Annotated in this window: 20 protein-coding genes; 3 read left to right on the top strand and 17 right to left on the bottom strand. The window is 43.7% G+C overall.

What is annotated here, in order from left to right; translation table 11 throughout:
- Positions 1 to 15 precede the first annotated feature (15 nt).
- Entirely contained in the window at positions 16 to 1512 is a 1497-nt protein-coding gene (locus FNL97_RS06245; RefSeq protein ID WP_143415226.1) for a RecQ family ATP-dependent DNA helicase, read from the bottom strand.
- Complete coding sequence (locus tag FNL97_RS06240; RefSeq protein ID WP_062677590.1) at positions 1506 to 2558, bottom strand: YpbB family protein; 1053 nt, start codon at positions 2556 to 2558, stop codon at positions 1506 to 1508. Before FNL97_RS06240 ends, FNL97_RS06245 begins: the two co-directional genes overlap by 7 nt.
- 256 nt (positions 2559 to 2814) lie before the next feature.
- Here FNL97_RS06240 and FNL97_RS06235 point away from each other — a divergent pair, with 256 nt between their 5' ends.
- From FNL97_RS06235 to serA, 3 genes are all read left to right on the top strand, one after another.
- Positions 2815 to 3063, top strand: coding sequence for a ferredoxin (locus FNL97_RS06235; protein WP_011231729.1), 249 nt, complete (start codon positions 2815 to 2817; stop codon positions 3061 to 3063).
- A 307-nt stretch (positions 3064 to 3370) separates the two neighbouring features.
- On the top strand, positions 3371 to 3874 hold the full coding sequence (locus FNL97_RS06230) for an inorganic diphosphatase (RefSeq protein WP_015864326.1): 504 nt from the start codon (positions 3371 to 3373) through the stop codon (positions 3872 to 3874).
- 184 nt (positions 3875 to 4058) lie between these two features.
- Positions 4059 to 5636 (top strand): phosphoglycerate dehydrogenase, encoded by a 1578-nt coding sequence (gene serA / locus FNL97_RS06225; RefSeq protein ID WP_097354958.1) that lies wholly within the window; start codon positions 4059 to 4061, stop codon positions 5634 to 5636.
- A 48-nt stretch (positions 5637 to 5684) separates the two neighbouring features.
- Here the strand turns inward: serA and FNL97_RS06220 are convergent, their stop codons facing one another.
- The 15 genes from FNL97_RS06220 to FNL97_RS06150 all read right to left on the bottom strand — a co-directional run bounded on the left by FNL97_RS06220 (position 5685) and on the right by FNL97_RS06150 (position 18107).
- On the bottom strand, positions 5685 to 6497 hold the full coding sequence (locus FNL97_RS06220; protein ID WP_015864328.1) for a histidinol-phosphatase: 813 nt from the start codon (positions 6495 to 6497) through the stop codon (positions 5685 to 5687).
- 266 nt (positions 6498 to 6763) lie between these two features.
- The gene (locus FNL97_RS06215; protein WP_015864329.1) at positions 6764 to 7906 is read right to left on the bottom strand and encodes an RsiX family anti-sigma factor; all 1143 of its coding nucleotides are present in this window, start codon (positions 7904 to 7906) and stop codon (positions 6764 to 6766) included.
- Positions 7884 to 8432: an RNA polymerase sigma factor SigX gene (sigX, locus tag FNL97_RS06210; RefSeq protein ID WP_081188252.1), complete on the bottom strand. Its 549-nt coding sequence runs from the start codon at positions 8430 to 8432 to the stop codon at positions 7884 to 7886. The genes FNL97_RS06215 and sigX overlap by 23 nt, the downstream gene beginning before the upstream one ends.
- Before the next feature lie 125 nt (positions 8433 to 8557).
- Positions 8558 to 9274 (bottom strand): AIR synthase related protein, encoded by a 717-nt coding sequence (locus FNL97_RS06205; RefSeq protein ID WP_143415225.1) that lies wholly within the window; start codon positions 9272 to 9274, stop codon positions 8558 to 8560.
- On the bottom strand, positions 9267 to 9764 hold the full coding sequence (locus tag FNL97_RS06200) for an ECF transporter S component (protein ID WP_015864332.1): 498 nt from the start codon (positions 9762 to 9764) through the stop codon (positions 9267 to 9269). Before FNL97_RS06200 ends, FNL97_RS06205 begins: the two co-directional genes overlap by 8 nt.
- Positions 9761 to 10336: a cob(I)yrinic acid a,c-diamide adenosyltransferase gene (locus tag FNL97_RS06195; protein ID WP_143415224.1), complete on the bottom strand. Its 576-nt coding sequence runs from the start codon at positions 10334 to 10336 to the stop codon at positions 9761 to 9763. Before FNL97_RS06195 ends, FNL97_RS06200 begins: the two co-directional genes overlap by 4 nt.
- Before the next feature lie 14 nt (positions 10337 to 10350).
- Positions 10351 to 10767 carry a bifunctional adenosylcobinamide kinase/adenosylcobinamide-phosphate guanylyltransferase gene (locus tag FNL97_RS06190; RefSeq protein WP_062677593.1) on the bottom strand — a complete coding sequence of 139 codons (417 nt, stop codon included), beginning with the start codon at positions 10765 to 10767 and terminating at the stop codon, positions 10351 to 10353.
- Positions 10701 to 11354, bottom strand: a complete 654-nt coding sequence (locus tag FNL97_RS06185) for a histidine phosphatase family protein (protein ID WP_015864335.1) — start codon at positions 11352 to 11354, stop codon at positions 10701 to 10703. Before FNL97_RS06185 ends, FNL97_RS06190 begins: the two co-directional genes overlap by 67 nt.
- Positions 11312 to 12100 (bottom strand): adenosylcobinamide-GDP ribazoletransferase, encoded by a 789-nt coding sequence (cobS, locus tag FNL97_RS06180; protein WP_143415223.1) that lies wholly within the window; start codon positions 12098 to 12100, stop codon positions 11312 to 11314. The genes FNL97_RS06185 and cobS overlap by 43 nt, the downstream gene beginning before the upstream one ends.
- Positions 12097 to 12657, bottom strand: coding sequence for a bifunctional adenosylcobinamide kinase/adenosylcobinamide-phosphate guanylyltransferase (locus FNL97_RS06175; RefSeq protein WP_015864337.1), 561 nt, complete (start codon positions 12655 to 12657; stop codon positions 12097 to 12099). The genes cobS and FNL97_RS06175 overlap by 4 nt, the downstream gene beginning before the upstream one ends.
- The gene (gene cobD, locus FNL97_RS06170) at positions 12654 to 13724 is read right to left on the bottom strand and encodes a threonine-phosphate decarboxylase CobD (protein ID WP_143415222.1); all 1071 of its coding nucleotides are present in this window, start codon (positions 13722 to 13724) and stop codon (positions 12654 to 12656) included. The genes FNL97_RS06175 and cobD overlap by 4 nt, the downstream gene beginning before the upstream one ends.
- Positions 13681 to 14652: an adenosylcobinamide-phosphate synthase CbiB gene (cbiB, locus tag FNL97_RS06165; RefSeq protein ID WP_143415221.1), complete on the bottom strand. Its 972-nt coding sequence runs from the start codon at positions 14650 to 14652 to the stop codon at positions 13681 to 13683. Before cbiB ends, cobD begins: the two co-directional genes overlap by 44 nt.
- Positions 14649 to 16133, bottom strand: a complete 1485-nt coding sequence (locus tag FNL97_RS06160; RefSeq protein WP_143415220.1) for an adenosylcobinamide amidohydrolase — start codon at positions 16131 to 16133, stop codon at positions 14649 to 14651. The genes cbiB and FNL97_RS06160 overlap by 4 nt, the downstream gene beginning before the upstream one ends.
- Positions 16133 to 17185: a FecCD family ABC transporter permease gene (locus FNL97_RS06155; protein WP_062677597.1), complete on the bottom strand. Its 1053-nt coding sequence runs from the start codon at positions 17183 to 17185 to the stop codon at positions 16133 to 16135. Before FNL97_RS06155 ends, FNL97_RS06160 begins: the two co-directional genes overlap by 1 nt.
- Positions 17151 to 18107, bottom strand: a complete 957-nt coding sequence (locus FNL97_RS06150; RefSeq protein WP_097354699.1) for an ABC transporter substrate-binding protein — start codon at positions 18105 to 18107, stop codon at positions 17151 to 17153. Before FNL97_RS06150 ends, FNL97_RS06155 begins: the two co-directional genes overlap by 35 nt.
- Positions 18108 to 18151 lie beyond the last annotated feature (44 nt).

Raw genomic sequence — 18151 nt, 5'->3', positions numbered from 1 at the left:
TAGACACGCCTCGCTTTAAAAGAAAATTCGCTTTAATTCCGCTTTCCAGCCATGGAAATGCAGATCTTTATCCTCTTTCTCCATGCGCAAGTAGCTCTCGAGCGGAAATCCGCATCGGTCGCAGCATAAATCTGGCTTTCTCTCCAATGACTGTTGAAACGCCTGAACGATCGCCTCACGCCGGCATGAACGATGCAACACCCAACTCATCATTTCCCGCAGCTTTTTTCGCTTCCATTGCCTGCGCGTCTCGATATACTTCATCAATGTCTGATATAAACAGGCAACATCCCGTTCCGTAAGCAACCGCTTGGAAGAAATGATTCCTTCCGCTTCGAAAAAATACGTTAAAATCCGTTTTTGCACATCTGTTAACGAGCATGCATTCATTTGCTGTTCTAAACGATCCGGAGTTACACCATATAATAAGCTTTCGCATAATTGTTTTACTTGCACATCGTCCGGCAATTCCGTTTCCATAAGAGATTGTACCATGCTCTCGTCACCATTGGTATATAGTAAAATGGCAATGCTCTTTTTTCCATCGCGGCCGGCTCTGCCGATTTCCTGTAAATAAGCCTCAATCTGACCAGGCATGTGAAAATGAATGACAAAACGAATATTTTCTTTATTTACTCCCATGCCAAATGCATTCGTACAGCATACAATTTCCAATTGGTCACGTAAAAATTGTTGCTGAACAAGCATTCGCTGTTCGGAATCCATTCCTCCATGATAATAGGCGACTCGCTCAATTCCTTCCTCTTGCAGCTTCTGCGCCATCGTTTCCGCCCATTGCCTGCTTGAAAAATAAATTAACCCAGGTCCTTCTAGCATTTTTACATAATCAAGCAGCCTGCTTACTTTCTCATGGATAAAGTCCGTTTTCTCCACTTTGATGGCGATATTAGGCCGGTCAACAGAATGAATATGCCGACGAAGAGGCTGGAGCTGCAAAATATGTACAATATCATCCATCACTTCAGGCGGTGCGGTGGCTGTTAACGCCAGACAAGTTGGAGTGCCAAGACGCTTACGAATTTCTCCCAGCTTTAAAAAATCAGGACGGAAATCGTAACCCCACTGGGAAATGCAATGTGCTTCATCAACTACAAATAAGGAAATACGGATATTCATTAAAGCGCGAAGCAATCGTTCCGACTGCAGCATCTCCGGGGAAACATAAATAAACCGAAATTCATGAAGCCGCTCAAGTGCTTTGATCTTTACTTCTGTTTCTAAAAAACTATTAAATGCGATGACTCTCTTTTCTCCACGTTGGCGAAGCTGCTGCACTTGGTCCTCCATCAGCGAAACGAGCGGTGAAATAATTAACACGCTGCCTTGCAATACATATGCGGGAAGCTGATAACAAAGTGATTTTCCCCCACCAGTCGGCAACATTGCTAATACATCATATCCGCGCAAAATGTCTTCAATAATTTCCCGTTGTCCTTTTCGAAAAGAGGAGTAGCCGAATTTTTCTTGAAGCAACTGTTCTAATGTCACCACATTTCTCCTTCCTTTGCTAATACGAGGCGAATTTCAAAGTAGCTGACATCGTCATCGATAGCGTCACGAATCACCTTTAATTTCCGCGTCCGTAATTTTCGTACCGTTTCAATAATTTTTGCCGCTCTTTTCTCATTGATGAACGGTTGAATAGAAAAATGAGGAATATTCGCCGCAATTTCCACCACATGGTCTTCAATGGTGCTTCTTTTTAAACGGCGCAGCTTAGCGATCTCTTCGATCGATTTTCCACGCAATAGCCATTCATACGTTTTTTGTGTCGAAAACGTTAATGGTATCGGCGGCGATAAATCATGCATCAATTCATATAAAACGGATGAACGTTTTGATTCCGCTCTAGCCATCATATAATGCAATACATTTTGGAATTGAAACCGAACGTATACTGGATCTTTTTGCAAATAGGAAGCGATTTGCTCATTTGTCCAGCCAATTCGCTCAAAACTCGTTAAGCGCAATGTAAACACCGTCGCCTCTTCTTCCGAAACGGAAGAAAGAATGTCATATATTTCTTTATAAAGCGTTTGCGCTAATTCATGCACTGTCCTTTTTTGCGATAATAAGTAATTCTTTACCCAAATCAACGTTTCCTCATGGCGATGAATCGGTTCAAAACGGGTTCGATGGAGCACGTTCGATAACGTTTGAACAAGCAAGGACAACCGATACCAAAACGTTTTTTCTGTGGCGTGATACCGCCATCCGTTTATATGAACCGGAAAAAACACTTGATGCAACTGTTCGTCTAACTGCTTTTTTCCAGCTTCCGTCAGTATATAAGAACGGTTTTGTACAGGGGAAATCAAGCCGTTTTCGAACAACTGTTGCGTTGCTGCCTCGACATCGTTTAACGTAACTTCTTTCCACACTCCGAAAAATGGTTCTAACTGAAACCATTTACTATCTTGTAACGTTTGTGACGACTTTTTTCCGGTAAATAGATGATATATCGCGGATAAAGACCGCTCCCCGCTGAAACGGTGCAAACAAAATAAAACAAGAAACGAAGCATACCCACCTTTCATTCGCGCCGCTCCTTTATTGAAACACTTTGATATACATCCATTGTAGCAGAAATACTCTCTTCGTTTCTCACACAAAGTTTTTCTCATCTAGAAAAAATGCATAATGGGAAATGTATGTTTAAAAATATCGGTGTAATATTTTTTGTATTGAAAAGTTGTGGAAACAGTCTTATTATAAGAAGTGAAAGTTCATTTCCGAGTATGCAACACGGAGATGACAGTCCGTTTGAAATAGAATTTGAGGAGGTTTTTATTTATGCCAAAATATACGATTGTTGATAAGGAAACATGTATTGCATGTGGTGCGTGCGGTGCCGCAGCTCCGGATATTTATGACTACGATGAAGATGGCATTGCATACGTAACACTAGATGACAACCAAGGCATCGTGGAAGTGCCAGAAATTCTTATCGATGACATGATGGATGCATTCGAAGGCTGCCCAACGGAATCGATTAAGGTTGCAGACGAACCGTTTGATGGCGATCCAAATAAATTTGATTAATAAAAATACACCCTCTTGTATGCAAAATGCAAGAGGGTTTTTTATGGAAATGATCTGAATGAAGCCTCTATTGCCGTCCACTTAAGCAATAACGGATCGATTACCCGCTCCTGCACAAAAACAAGATCATCCAATCATGTTTTGCTGAAATCCACCATCATATTTTAATGAGATTTTGTCGACTGTTGAAAAATTTGTTGATCGAAAGAACGAAACATTGAGTTATATTTACATAGTTGCTATACTTCTACCATCTATTCTATAATAGAAACACATACATACATACATATAAAGGGAGGAAAATGTTGTGGCATTTGAAAATAAAGTTGTCGAAGCATTTATCGAAATTCCGACAGGAAGCCAAAACAAGTACGAATTTGACAAAGAACGGGGCATTTTCAAACTAGACCGCGTCTTATACTCTCCAATGTTTTATCCGGCAGAATATGGATATTTGCAAAACACGCTCGCTTTAGACGGCGACCCGCTTGACATTTTAGTCATCACCACAAATCCAACGTTCCCTGGCTGTGTGATCGACACACGTGTCATCGGTTATTTAAATATGATTGACAGCGGTGAAGAGGATGCGAAATTAATCGGTGTTCCTGTCGAAGATCCGCGTTTCGATGAAGTACGCAGCATCGAAGATCTTCCGCAGCATAAATTAAAAGAAATCGCCCATTTCTTCGAACGCTATAAAGACTTGGAAGGGAAACGGACGGAAATCGGCTCGTGGGAAGGTCCAGAAGCTGCCGCTAAACTAATTGATGAATGCATCGCTCGCTACAACGAACAAAAAAATAAATAACAGAAAAGACGCCCAAGTGAACGGTTGACGGCTTGGGCGTTTCTTATTCAGGAAAATCCGAACATTTCATAATAAAAACGTTTACATTGGTATGACTTCTTATCATATCATTGACAGATGGTAATTTATTATGTTAAATTATCAAAAATTTAAAATCCTTGAAAAAAGAAAGGAGCTCACCACCGTGTTTCGCATTTTAGTTTCCGACGCAATTAGCGAAGAAGGATTAGCCCCACTACGAAAATCCGAACAAATTGAAATCGTACAAAAAAAGGTAACAGAAGTAGAAGAACAACTTCATGAATTTGACGCCTTGCTTGTTCGCAGCGCTACGAAAGTGACAGAAGAACTCCTTTCCAAAATGCCAAATTTAAAAATCATCGGGCGCGCTGGTGTGGGAGTTGACAATATTGATGTGGAAGCAGCAACGAAGCGCGGGATTGTCGTTATTAATGCTCCAAACGGAAATACGATTTCTGCTGCTGAACACACATTTGCTATGATGGCTGCGCTTGTGCGCCATATTCCGCAAGCACATGTTTCTGTGAAATCCCGGGAGTGGAATCGTTCCGCGTTCGTTGGAACAGAGTTGCAAGGAAAACATTTAGGAATTATCGGATTTGGCCGCATCGGATCCGAAGTAGCCAAACGTGCGCGCGCATTCGGCATGACGGTTCACGTATATGATCCATTTTTAACAAAAGAACGGGCGGAAAAACTTGGTGTATCGATCCATACACTTGATGAAGTGCTTGCTTGCTCTGATATTATTACCGTACACACCCCATTAACTAAAGAAACAAAGGGGCTTCTTGGCGAAAAAAATTTGGCCAAAACGAAAAAGGGCGTATACCTTATCAACTGTGCCCGCGGCGGTATTATTGACGAACAAGCATTAATTCCATTTCTTCAAAGCGGCCATGTTGCAGGGGTAGCTCTCGACGTATTCGAACAAGAACCGCCAGGCGATCATCCGCTTTTTGCGTTTGATAATGTGATTGTCACCCCTCACCTTGGCGCTTCGACTATAGAGGCGCAGCTCAATGTTGCTACACAAGTTGCCGAGGAAATATTACACTTTTTAGAAGGAAAACCAGTTACATCATCTATTAATCTACCATCATTGTCTAAAGACGTATATGAAAAAATTCAAGCATTCTACAATTTAGCGAAAAAAATGGGCACGATCGCATCACAATATATGAATATTCCTGTCCAAGAACTATCTGTAACCTATGCGGGAACGGTTGCCGATTTAGAAACAACATATATCACTCGCAGCTTGCTCGCTGGATTTTTACGGCCGCGCGTCGCTTCGACGGTTAACGAAGTGAATGCCGCCATGATCGCAAAAGAACGCGGCATTACGTATGGAGAAAAATTTTCCGATGAAACACATGGTTACGCAAATTGCATTTCCCTTACCGTACACGGGGAAAACAGAACGTTTACGATTAAAGGCTCGCACATTCCAAACTATGGAGACCGCATCGTTCACTTCGATGGATTTACGATTGATTTTGCACCAGATGAACATCTTCTTTACATCCAGCATCAAGACCGACCAGGAATGATCGGAAAGGTCGGAAACGTCCTCGGCGAACATCAAGTAAATATCGCTACAATGCAAGTCGGACGCGAGCAGGCAGGTGGAAAGGCAATTATGATGCTTTCGTTAGATAAACCGATTGATGACGCTTTACTTCAGAAATTAGCTGAAATTGAAGATATTGAAACGGTAAAAAGATTAGAAGTTTCATAAGCAAAAAAGGAATGGGAATTTCCCATTCCTTTTTCCGTTGCTTTTCTCTTATCCAAGCGGCACCGCTTTACGCTCCCCTTTTTGAAACGTCATCAGCTCCGTATAGCCGACGCTTTTCGCCAGCGCAATCGCCTTGTCGTAATCCGCCCCCACGTGCTCTGGAACGTGCGCATCAGACGAAAGCACAATCGGAATTCCCTTATCATAGCACATTTGCAACAGCCGCTTATCCGGATATAGCTCACCGACTGGCTTGCGGAGTCCAGCAGTGCTGATTTCCACACATGTTTTGGAATTCGCAAGCGCTGTCGTGGCACGATCATATTGCTCTAATAAAAATTCCTCATCCTCCGGAACATATTTAAATATTTTGACCAGATCTATATGACCGATAATATCAAATAAGTTCGACTCGGCTAAAGTAACGACTTGGTCAAAATATTTGCGATATGTATCGTACAAATCCCGGCGTTCCCATTCCTTTCGATATTCCGCTAAGTCAATGCCGAAATCATCGATCCAGTGAATGGAACCGATGACATAATCAAACTCATATGATCGAATAAACGCCGCCATCTCTTCATGTTTTCCTGGCGTATAATCCATTTCGATAGACATTTTTACATCAATTCCGGCATCCCACGCCTCATGGAAAAGACGGACATAATCTGCCATATCATAATAGCGACGTTCGTCTACCCATGGATTCGATAAAATATTTTTCGTTTGATAAAAATGATAGGCATGTTCGGATATACCGAAATGTTGAATTCCTTTCCGCGCCGCTTCATCGGTAAATTGCCGCAAATAGTCCAATGTCAGCGTTCCGCGTTCTAGATGGTTATGGTAGTCTGTTAACATTCACAAATCGCCTCCCACTATGTTTCTATCATTATATCGTATGAAAATGCGAGAGGACAACGATTTTCACGAATTTTCGAAACGTTAACCAGTTAACCCTACCATAAATAATAACCGAATGCAAACGGCCATTCCCGCCACTACAAGCAATCGTCTCACCACATCACCCATCGTCGCTCATCCCTCCTTGTTATTTTTACACCATATAGTATTATGTCAAAAAAAAACAAATAGAACTTCATTGACATTAAAAAATACTGACTCCCTTATCTTGTATGCAAAGTCGCCATCATCGGATTTGGGCCAACGGGTACATCAATCTTCTTGCCAAATATATATGGACCGATCTGTTTTACATTTCCCCCCATAAACGTCACCGAGCGAAAACCAAACTCCTTAGCGGTAAGTAAAATTGCTTCCACCATCCAGCATAACGATGGCGATACATCAAGCTTTGAATCCTCAGTAAATTGAACAACGACGTGATCCTGTTGCACATCTACTTTCTCAATTTGCACTCCCCGCGGAATCGTTGATCGCAGTGATGCACTAGCATCTTTTTGCATTTGTCTTAACGCGTTGTGAAATGTTGGGAAATGTTGGGGGGACGGAACGAGATATACAGGATGCGACGAACTGAGCTGATATAAATAATACGCCCGCTTCTTTTTTGGAATTTCCATCGATTCTATATATCCTTTATGACTTAGTTTCATCCCTTCTTTATTTCCCGTAAAAAAGCGAATTTTCTTGCCACCCATCCATCGAATGGTTTCTTCAATACTGGATAAAAACAGCGACTCACTCACTCTTCCTTCCAAAAAAACCGGATGTTGTTTCGAAACATAAACAAGCCAAACTCGTTTGCTTTCACGAGAAGGCACCATCGTTACCCCATTAAGCAAATGTTTCGAGACTCCCCATTTTTGTTCATCAATTTGTGTTTTGGCCGTTTCTAGCTGCCGTTTTACCGACTCATGCTTTGGGACTGGCACACTAATCGGAATCACGATTTGAGACTGCTGGTCGGGAAGCCCTAGTACAGCAACATCTTGATCATTCAAAGCTTCTTTTGTAACAATGTGCGATGGAAACTCGCTGTATTGGTTTGCTGACAAAAGCGGTTGACTCATATTGGAACGCTGATCAGCTTGCAACGTAATGACAGATTTATCCGATTTTTCTTCTGTCTGTTTGGTAAACGGGAGGCTGTGCACACTAATGACAACAACGATCATGACTGCAACGATCGAAGCAAACGATGGAAGAAACCACGCTTTCAAACGTGCTGTTTTTCTTGCTTTCATCAATTGTCGGTACACTTCTTCTTTCGAACGATGATCTTTGATCATCGGCATTTGTTGCAACGTATATTGGAGGCATTCGTCATTCCACCGAAATTTTTTCATGTTGTTTTCCCCCTTTCGCCGCTTCTTCCTCCATATACTTTTTTAATACTTTTAATGCCCGGTGTTGCGTTGTTTTTACTTTGCTTTCCGTCCATCCTAACGTTTCTGCTGTTTCTGCGATCGATAGTGACTGAATAAAGCGGAGTACAATGACAAGTTGCTGATCAATGGTACAACGCTCTAAACAACGGTACATCCGTTGAATTTCTTCTTTTTGAATCGCAATTTCCTCCGGGAGTGGCTGCATATCACAAAGCTGATCATCGTTCCAATCGAATTTTTCTGACACTCTCCGCCGCCAGCTTTTTTGTTTGCGAAAAAAATCGATTGCCACATGGCGAGCAATCGATAGCAGCCACGTTTTTTCGCTGCTTTCCCCCTTAAATCGCTTATACGAACGCAATACTTTTATGTATACTTCTTGAACAAGATCTTCTGCCTGTTCTCGATTTCGTACCATATAAAATAAAAAATTAAAAATGTCATCATGATACTTTTCGTACAACTCCTCAAAAACGGAGTCCATCCTTTCTCCTCCCATTCTACTACATCTGTCGATAGAACAATCGTTTCGTTACAACTATCATAAAGTTTCTTCGCAAAAAAAGGAAGAATATTTACGGAATATTCTTCCCTTTCATCTCTACTAATCTATAAGCGCAATTCGATCGAAAAAAATAAATCTTTTACCATCTTCTTTATTTCTTCTTCCATATGAGGATCATAGCTTATTAATACAGAAGTAGCCGGACCGGATGAAGCAAAAAGCGGCAACGAGCAGGAACAAGAGAAAGAGGAAAGACCGTTGTCCTGAAGCAACTGTTGCAATTCATAATAAATTCCTTTTGAACCAACCGGAACAATTTCATAAACATACGTTTGTCTCAATAGTGCTTGAAATAACGAAAGAGAAAGCATACGTTCCTTACGCTTCAATACTTCATCTCCAACAAGCGGCTCGCCGATTACCGCAAATTTTGCATCTTTTGGTGTTATTCCGACCCGTTTTCGCTCTGTTTGTACCGTACCGACAACCGTTATTCCAACAGCGGACTGCAACGTTGGAAAATTCGTTTCACTGCTCCCGATGACCGGAATGTCTATATGCAATTCTTGACACGTCCTGCGGATGCCATTGCAAAGTGTTTCCCACGCTTCATCATGCACAAAATTTTGCAGCACCACGGCATGCGGCTTCGCCCCAACGCTCAATACTTCCATGAATGCAACGCGCGCAGCAAAATACGCAACGACATCATATGGAGCGTGTACAACATCCTTCTCTTTCTCTCCAATTGCTGCCGAACCATCCGCCGCAACCACTAACTCTATGCCATCATAAAAAGGTATAAACAATACATCACGCACGTGGCATCTTCTCCGATTCAATAATGTTCCATTTCCAAAGTACCGGGATAACAAGCAAAGAAACGATGATGTTCGCAACGGTTGCGATCGTCAAAGAAGGAATAACCGCCAAAACAAACGCTTTTCCCATCCATAAAGCAAATGGAAGCGGAGCCAAAAAAGAGTTGCCGACAAAGAAAAAGAAAAGAGCAGCCTTTGTCCATTTCTGCCGATATAACCAAGCAAATCCGTATACAAGCACTGCCATTTCCACAGCGACCAGCATATGGAACGCTCCTAACGGAACTCCGGCAAAAAACGCCGATGCCAAATGGCCGAATGCGGCAACGAACGCGCCAATACTCGGGCCAAGAATCGCTGCTGCAACAAGTGCGGGAGCGCTATCTAAGGCAATGCTGCCAAGCGAGGTCGGCAGCTTCAACAACGAACCGATCACCGATAAACTAATCAACACAATTATCATGGCAAATCGTTTCCGATTCTCTATCATTTTTCCTCCTCCTTATCCCGAAACACGATCGCACTCCGTTCATATTCGACGTCTTTTACTCCCAAACGCGCGTTAATGACGCGGGCGACAGCAAAAAAGTAATCAGATAAACGATTCACGTATTGCAATACAATTTCATTAATCGGCTCCTCTTTGCTTAATGACACGATGCACCGTTCCGCTCTTCTTGTTACCGTGCGGGCGACATGAAGCGCCGCAGCAGCTTTAGAGCCGCCAGGCAAAATAAATTTTTCAAGCGGCGGAGCTTCTTTCACATATTCATCGATGCGCGTTTCCAAAAATGTCACCATATCTGCCGTTACTTTGTACGGAATCTTCCCATTCACAATGGCCAAGTCGCCGCCGCAATCAAATAATTCATGTTGAATTTTTTGCAATTCAGCGTAAATGTCTTGAAATTTCTCATCATTTAACAGCGTCATCGCCTGCCCGACAAATGAATTTACTTCATCTAGCGTCCCGTACGCCTCCACACGCAGATGATCTTTATCGACACGTCCGCCGATTAAACTCGTTTTTCCTTTGTCACCTGTTCTCGTATATAGTCTCATATCGTTTCTCCCCCTTATTTCATTCGTTCTGCTAATCCGCACCAAACACGATCGACGCGGTCGCAAAGCTGAACCAATTGCTGGTAACACCAGCCGGTTACATCGCGCCATAATCGTTCTTCTTTTTCCACCGGGACAACCCCCTGCGTAATGTCGGAACCAATCCACACAACCGTTCGTCCAGAACTTTGTCGTTCCCACTCATGCCATATTTGAAACATGCGTTTCCAATAAGCTAAATCTGGAATACACCGAATCGCTGCTTCCAATCCTTCCATCACAACGATTCGTTCGAGTATATTCGCATCTGGCTCGCCATATTCGCATTCATATCCGTTATACCAAACGACATCTTTCCGTTCTGTTATTCGGTAGTAAGTGCACGCCCATTTTCGTTTTCCTTGAAAAGCACCTCCGACAATGAAATGCATCGTTTTTTCTCCTTCCACCTCTCGAGCGTCGATTGCAGTGTATACCCGCCGCCAAATGGCACCGCCCATTCCCAAAACGACCGTTCTTGCGGAGCATAGCGCTCCAATACGTAACGAATCGGGCCGCCATGCGTGGCGACGGCGACATGTTTCGCATTTGTTTTCTCGGCAAGTATGATCGTTTGTTCCAACGCTTGCTCCACTCTTGTTTGAAATTGTTGATAGCCTTCCCCGTTGGGAGGAACAGTCGAAAGCGGGGAATTCAACCATTTTTGATACTCTTTTATTTCTTTCAACTCCAAAAACGTTTTTCCTTCCCAGTCGCCAAAATGCATTTCCCGCCATTGCGCCATTTCGAATTTCGCACCGGAATAACTTCGAAACAACAGCTCACACGTTTGCCGGCACCGCAGCAAATCGCTTGATACAAGCAAATCAACAGGCGCAAAAAGCTGCAAGTCTGCTTTAAGAAGCCGCGCTTTTTCCTGCTCTGCAAGCGGTACATCCGTATGCCCGATATATCGTCTTGCTTCATTTTCCGGCGTCATACCATGACGTATGAACGTAATAGCCAAATCATACACCATAGCCACGTCTCCACTCCTTCGACAAACGCCCCAAGCGCATCACCGGTAATGCCGCCAAATTGTTTTTCAAAAAACAAACGTGCAACGAAAACAGCAAATATTGTCCCACACGCTAAAAATATAACGGTTTTCCAAACAGAAAAATGGATGGCGCATAAACACGCGAGCAAACAGTTGCCAATAATCATTGCAACATGCGCATCGTAACGATCGGCATGTTCCCGAAAAGCAGCGGCCATGCCAGTTTGTTTTGCTGGTTTTCCATAAATAAGCAGCCATGCCATCGCCGTTCTCGACAACACCGGAATAACGGCAATAAGGAATATATCAAAATCGGAACATATTGTTTCAAACATAAATAAAAAGCGAAATGAAAGCAAAAACAAAATCGATAATACCGCAAATGCCCCGACGCGCGAATCGCTCATGATTTCTTGACGCCGCTTTACATCCCGATACGAAAAAAACGCATCGCTTACATCCATCCAACCGTCCGCGTGCAATCCGCCTGCAATCCAAATAGATAGCCACATGAGGGAAAGCGCAAGAAACAATGGCGAAAGAGAAGAAAACGAAGAAAACATGAAATACGTAACTGCTTCGATAACGCCAATCAGCGCACCGACAAGCGGAAATGCGCGGACAGACCAGCGTGCCGTGGCAGCGTTCCAATCAATCTGCTTCCGAATAGGAATCACCGTCAAAAATTGAACAGACAATAAAAACCCGCTCCAAGCCGCTTTCATGACAATGATTCTCCTTTTTTCACAACAGCTATGCCATTCTGCGCCAAAATGGCGATTTGAGCGTTTGCGACAATTTGTTGATGAAGCCACCCAAGCGTTTTCATAAAATGATATGTCCCTAAATCATCCGGCACTCCTCCAGAAAATAATTCATTCGAGACAATGATTAACGCCTTGCACGCTTTTTCTAATTGCTGTAACACAATCCACATTTGTCTTGCCTTATGAAAACAGTTTGCTTCCTTTTGCCAGCTTTCATCAGCAAACAATTCGTTAGCAAGCCAGTTCGTTATACAATCAAGCAAGACGACATCGCTTTTTGTAAAAACAGGAATCAGTTTATCAAGCCGCACCGACTGTTCCCATGTGATCCACTTCATCGGTTGTTTTTTTCGCCGCTTTTGGTGATGATCAATCCGCTGTTTCATTTCGTTATCCAACGCTCGTGCCGTTGCGATATAGTGTAAAGAACTTTCTGGAGTTGCCAGCTTTTGTACATAAGTTTCAGCAATTCGGCTTTTTCCGCTTCGGACACCCCCGCTAATAAACACGATCATTGCGCCCACCGCCTCAGCACATGCAGCAATTGATCGTTTTCTTCCTCCGTCTTCACCGCTAAACGCAAATAATGGCCGTCAAGGCCGCGGAAATTCATCGTATGGCGCGGTACAATCCCTTTTTGTAATAAATGATAAAGCAGCGCTTCTGTGGAACGATTTGGCAACCGTAATAAATAAAAATTAACGACCGATGGCGAAACATAATACCCATATTCGCTTAATATCGTCGTTATTCGCTCCCGTTCACTGGCAATCATCCGCTTTGTTTGTGCGACAAACTCGTTCATCGGCAAAAAATGCAACGCCAGCTGCTGGGCAAGTCTACTTACGCTCCATGGCGGCTGCAATGCTTTTACTTGCGCAATGACTTCCTTATTGGCAACCATATAGCCGATACGCGCCCCGGCTAAATGATGGATTTTCGTTAATGAACGCAAAACGATCAGATGGGAAAAGTCGTTCACCCACTGCAATGCGGTAAAGCCTTCGATCCAAAAATGATAAAACGCTTCATCGATGACAACAAATGTCTCTGCCTTCTCCGCTGCCACAAGCAACGCATATAGATCTTCTTCCGTCATCACCGTTCCGGTTGGATTGTTTGGATGGCATAAAAAGAAAGCATCAACATCCCCTAATAACGTTGTTAACTCACTTAGATTATATTTCCAGTTGCTTTCCTCATTCGAGACAATCGAAACGATCTTACAATGGTGCGCCTCACAAGCGCGGCGATATTCAGAAAACGTCGGTTCCGCAATTCCAATTCGTTTCCGTGAAAATAATTGTCCTAGCAAATGAATGCATTCCGAAGCGCCGTTGGAAATCAGCACTTGCTCTGGTGCGATTCCTTCGATACGCGCAAGTAAATCAACTAATAAAGAAGCATCCGGGTCTGGATATTCCATCGCCCAACCGCAAAAATCAGCTTGTTTCGGCCAAAGCGACAGCGGCAATACATATGGATTTGTGTTGACACTAAAATCAACGTAAGTTTCTGGAATTGGAATCCCAAGATGCTCATATAATTGGCGGGGATTTGCTCCATGTGCTGGCAAATTCAATCAATATCCCTCCTATGAACAGCAATATCGCAAACGATAAAACCGTAACGAGCATAATCCGCACTGCATGGCGAATATGTTCTTTTTTTAGCGGAACGAGCGGATCGCCGATCGTCGGCCGGTGCGAAACGATTCCGTTATATGTGTTCGTTCCGCCAAGCTGCACGCCTAAAAGCGCCGCCATCGCCGATTCTAGCCATCCGCTGTTTGGGCTTGGATGTTTGCGAGCGTCGCGAAAAAGCACCCGCAAGCAATGACGAAGTCGCTTTCCGCTATGGATAAATATCATCACCATCGCCGTAAGACGAGCAGGCACATAATTGACCACATCATCCAAACGCGCTGACGCCCAACCGAATTCGCGATACGCCTCATTTTTATAGCCGAGCATCGAATCACACGTATTTACGGCCCGATAAAAAAGCGCCAATGGTGCGCCTCCGATGAAAGCGTAAAACAACGGCGCGGTAATGCCATCGCTCGTATTTTCCGCCACCGTTTCCACACAGGCGCGCACAATTTCCGATTCGTCAAGATTTTCTGTATCCCGGCCGACAATCATGCTTAATTCGCGGCGAGCCTTTTCGATTTTTCCTTGTTCTAAAGGAATAAGCACATTCCAGGCAGCTTCTTGTAAACTTTTTGTCGCAATCGTCGTAAAAATAAGGACCGCTTCCATCATAACGCCAAATATCCATGAAAGAGAATAACTGATATATACAACAAGAGACGCCAGGCAGTAAACCATTCCTGCTACGACCGCGACGGTAATAATCCCTTTCATGCGCCGATATCGCCCTTGATTAAGCCGTTTGTCGAAAAAGGAAATGAATGATCCGATTCCACGCACGGGGTGCGGAAGCCAACGAGGATCGCCAAACAACCAATCCAACACAAGCGCCAGAGCAATCGCCAAAAGATGACTCACAATGATTCCCTCCGCTGTTTATAACGGCGAAGGGCTTCCTTTGTCGCTTCATAAACGGTTCGCCCGATCGCTTTTCCAATCGGTGTGATCGTTCCAGCATAAGGAAACCTTGCTCCCGTTTGTGTCGCGGCAATCGCGATGCAATCCGTCGATGTTCCTGTTGCATAGGTGCTTGTTTCAGGATCGACAATTTTTTCATCGTATAATGCTTTTGTTTTTGCTTCCGTCGCCGTCATTAAAGCCTGCACATAAGCGGCATCTGTCAATGTTCCGTCGATAAATACCATAATGTTAATCGTGCCGACTTTTTGGCTTAATTCCTCTCGTTTCCATGCTTGTGCGGCATCAACGGCATTTCCTACTCCAGCGGTAACAACGGTCCATACAGAAAACGCATCATGTTTCTCATACATGCAGACGGCATCTTCGACAGAAACAGCGGTCATCATTCCAATCGTTTTTTGGACGGGAAAGCCGCGGCGCCGTAAATAATGTTTCATTTCCGTTTCCGCATCTTCGCAATCATAATCTTTTGAAACTTGACGATTGACAAAATGAGTCGCCCATTGAAAGCCTGATCCGACAAGTGCGGAAGATAACACCTTAAGCGGCTCGGTTGCGGTTACAACGACGCAGTCTTCCAACATTGTCCACGCGAATCGTTCGCGCAGTTCGTTATGTTGTAATATCGGAAATTGGCATTCCCGTAAAAACGCCATAAGCGGTTTAGAGACGGTCGGATGTGCTTGCCTGCTTACGGACGCGTGAAATACAGAACGGAAAATCTCAGGTTCCATCAGCTCTTCCGGCGTCCCTAGCGCGACTACCTCCCCTTTTTTTAACATTAAAAGCCTGTCACAATATAAACTAGCGATGTTAATATCATGAAAAATCGCAATAACCGTTAACTCTTTTTCCTTCGCCGAGCGGACAAGCTGGTCCAATAATCGCATTTGCTGGGTAATATCCATATGATTCGTCGGTTCGTCTAGCAATAAAAGCTGAGGCTGCTGCGCAAGCGCTCTTGCTAAATAAACACGCTGACGTTCTCCCCCACTCAAACGGTCAATCCCTTCTTCTGCTTTTTCCATTAGCCCAACTTCTTCGATTGCTGTTTTCACCGCTTGTTCATCTTCTTCCGTCCATGTCGGAAATAGACCGCTTTGATGGGCATATCTTCCAAGTTCCACTGTTTCTTTTACCGTATATCCGAATGCCGCATCAACCGTTTGCGGAAGCACCGCGGCAAAGCGCGCCCATTCTTTTTGCGAAAAAGAACGAAGCGGCCGGCCGTTTACTGTTATGCTTCCGTTTTGTAATAACAACTCCTTGCTTAACAGTTTCAATAAGGTCGTTTTCCCGCTCCCATTTGGCCCTAAAATCCCAAATACTTCTCCCTTTGCTACGGTAAACGTTACATCATGAAGCACTTGTTTACGATGATAGTGGTAAGAAACATGGTTTACTTCAAGCACATTCATCACGTCTTTCTTCGCATTCTTCGAAAAAATAGTAGTGCAAATAAAGGTGCGCCAATCAATGAGGTAATTACGCCGATTGGCAATTCTCTCGGCGAAATAATCGTACGCGCCAATAAATCAGTAAGAACGAGAAAGGCACCGCCATACAATAGGGAAAGCGGCAACAGAAGACGATGGTTCGGACCACAGACGAGGCGAACCATATGTGGAACGACCAATCCGACAAAACCGATCGTTCCGGAAACAGACACCGCCGCGCCGGTTAGCAGCGAAGCGCCGGTTAAAATCATCACTTTTCGCTTCAACACATCGACCCCGATATGCATAGCGGCCGACTCCCCAAACGCAAAAGCGTTCAGTTCGCGCGCATTAAAAAGCAGCATGATCACTCCGATGAGAAAAAACGGAAGCATCATCATCGTATATTTCCAGCCGCGCATCGCTACGCTCCCCATCAGCCATGCAATAATTTGCCGCAATTCTTCTCCAGTTAGTGCAATCATTAAGGAAATAAGCGCGCTGAAAAACGCCCCGAACATAATTCCAACTAGGATGATGGTCTCTACAGACATTTTTCGCTCCACCGCTCGTGTAAATAAAAGAACAAGCACGAGCGTCACAAGGCCAAATATAATGCTGACAATAGGAAGCGTAAATGTACCAAATAACGGCAATTGAATACCGAAGAAAATGACAAAAACAGCACCAACGGAAGCACCTGACGACACGCCGAGCGTATACGGATCGGCAAGCGCATTTTTTAACAGCCCTTGAAACGCAGCTCCCGCGACCGCCAGCGACGCCCCGACAAGAAACGCGAGCACAACGCGTGGAAGGCGGATCGCCATCACGATTTGCACGAGATCATCGGGAACATCGCCGGGCAACGGCAACCCAAACGAGATCGAAAAAATAATCTTGATAATAATAGAAAAGGGAATCGATAGAGAACCTATCGATATCCCCAGCAAGAGCGAAGTAATAACGACCGTTATTGCAACTGCATACATCCATATATTACTTAAAAATATCCGGGTAAATTGTTTTTGCAAGTTCCTCTACTCCTTCGATCAAGCGTGGACCCGGACGGCTTACTAAGTCTGTATTTACATCATACACCCGTTTGTTTTTCACCGCCGGGACATCTTTCCAAGCAGGACGGTCCAACACTTGCTTCGCTCCGCCGTATGTTGTAATAATGACATCCGGCTTGTACGCGACCGCTTTTTCTTCCGTAACCATCGGCCACCCTTCTAAATCACCGGCGACATTTTTCGCGGAGATCGCCTGGAGCATCTCATCAATAAACGTTCCTTTTCCAGCAGTATAAATTTCTGGAGCTGGTGATATTTCGACCCATACTTTTGCTTGATCTTCCTCTTTAATTTGCTTTGCTTTTTCTTTTATAGCTTCTAATTTTGTTTTCATATTTTGGATGATTTCTTGTGCTTTGTCCGCAGTTCCTGTCGCTTTTCCAACTAATTCGATCGAATGATAGACATCATCAAACGTTTTCGCATCATTGACAACCAATACAGTAATGCCTGCATCTTTTAATTGCTGAAGACCATCTTTCGAATTATGTGCACTAGACGCATGGGCAAGCACTAAATCTGGCTTCAACGAAATGACTTTCTCTACATTAAACTCCATGCCGCCTATTTTTTCCTTATTTTTTACATCTTCCGGATAGTTGTCAAAATCGCTTACACCGACGATTTTCTCTCCCAATCCCAGCGCATAGGCGATTTCTGTGTTGCTTGGAATTAATGAAACGATTTTTTTCGGCTCGGACTGTATTGTTACATCCTCGCCTAATCCATCTTTTACCGTTACCGGAAACGCCGCTTGTTCCGTTTTCGGTTCTTCTTTTTTTGCAGGCTCTTTGCTTGCGTTCTCTCCATTACATCCAAACAAGAAGCCAAATGTAAGGATGAATACGAGCAACATGACATACTGTTTCCATTTTTTCATTTTTTGTTCCCCCTTCTTTATGTAAAATAAAAAAACTCATTCCT

This window comes from Geobacillus sp. E263 (assembly GCF_007197795.1).
Lineage (GTDB): Bacteria > Bacillota > Bacilli > Bacillales > Anoxybacillaceae > Parageobacillus_B > Parageobacillus_B toebii.
Note: the sequence above shows the minus strand (reverse complement) of the source record. Positions and strands in the feature narration are given on the sequence as shown.

What these genes read in the sequence shown, in the direction of transcription:
- FNL97_RS06190 (WP_062677593.1), bottom strand. Translation starts at nt 10,767, where the DNA reads ATGCATTTCATTGTCGGAGGTGCTTTTCAAGGAAAACGAAAATGGGCG.
- FNL97_RS06185 (WP_015864335.1), bottom strand. Translation starts at nt 11,354, where the DNA reads ATGGTGTATGATTTGGCTATTACGTTCATACGTCATGGTATGACGCCG.
- cobS (WP_143415223.1), bottom strand. Translation starts at nt 12,100, where the DNA reads ATGAAAGCGGCTTGGAGCGGGTTTTTATTGTCTGTTCAATTTTTGACG.
- FNL97_RS06235 (WP_011231729.1), top strand. Translation starts at nt 2,815, where the DNA reads ATGCCAAAATATACGATTGTTGATAAGGAAACATGTATTGCATGTGGT.
- FNL97_RS06195 (WP_143415224.1), bottom strand. Translation starts at nt 10,336, where the DNA reads ATGAGACTATATACGAGAACAGGTGACAAAGGAAAAACGAGTTTAATC.
- FNL97_RS06160 (WP_143415220.1), bottom strand. Translation starts at nt 16,133, where the DNA reads ATGAATGTGCTTGAAGTAAACCATGTTTCTTACCACTATCATCGTAAA.
- FNL97_RS06215 (WP_015864329.1), bottom strand. Translation starts at nt 7,906, where the DNA reads ATGAAAAAATTTCGGTGGAATGACGAATGCCTCCAATATACGTTGCAA.
- FNL97_RS06240 (WP_062677590.1), bottom strand. Translation starts at nt 2,558, where the DNA reads ATGAAAGGTGGGTATGCTTCGTTTCTTGTTTTATTTTGTTTGCACCGT.
- FNL97_RS06220 (WP_015864328.1), bottom strand. Translation starts at nt 6,497, where the DNA reads ATGTTAACAGACTACCATAACCATCTAGAACGCGGAACGCTGACATTG.
- sigX (WP_081188252.1), bottom strand. Translation starts at nt 8,432, where the DNA reads ATGGACTCCGTTTTTGAGGAGTTGTACGAAAAGTATCATGATGACATT.
- FNL97_RS06150 (WP_097354699.1), bottom strand. Translation starts at nt 18,107, where the DNA reads ATGAAAAAATGGAAACAGTATGTCATGTTGCTCGTATTCATCCTTACA.
- FNL97_RS06175 (WP_015864337.1), bottom strand. Translation starts at nt 12,657, where the DNA reads ATGATCGTGTTTATTAGCGGGGGTGTCCGAAGCGGAAAAAGCCGAATT.
- FNL97_RS06200 (WP_015864332.1), bottom strand. Translation starts at nt 9,764, where the DNA reads ATGATAGAGAATCGGAAACGATTTGCCATGATAATTGTGTTGATTAGT.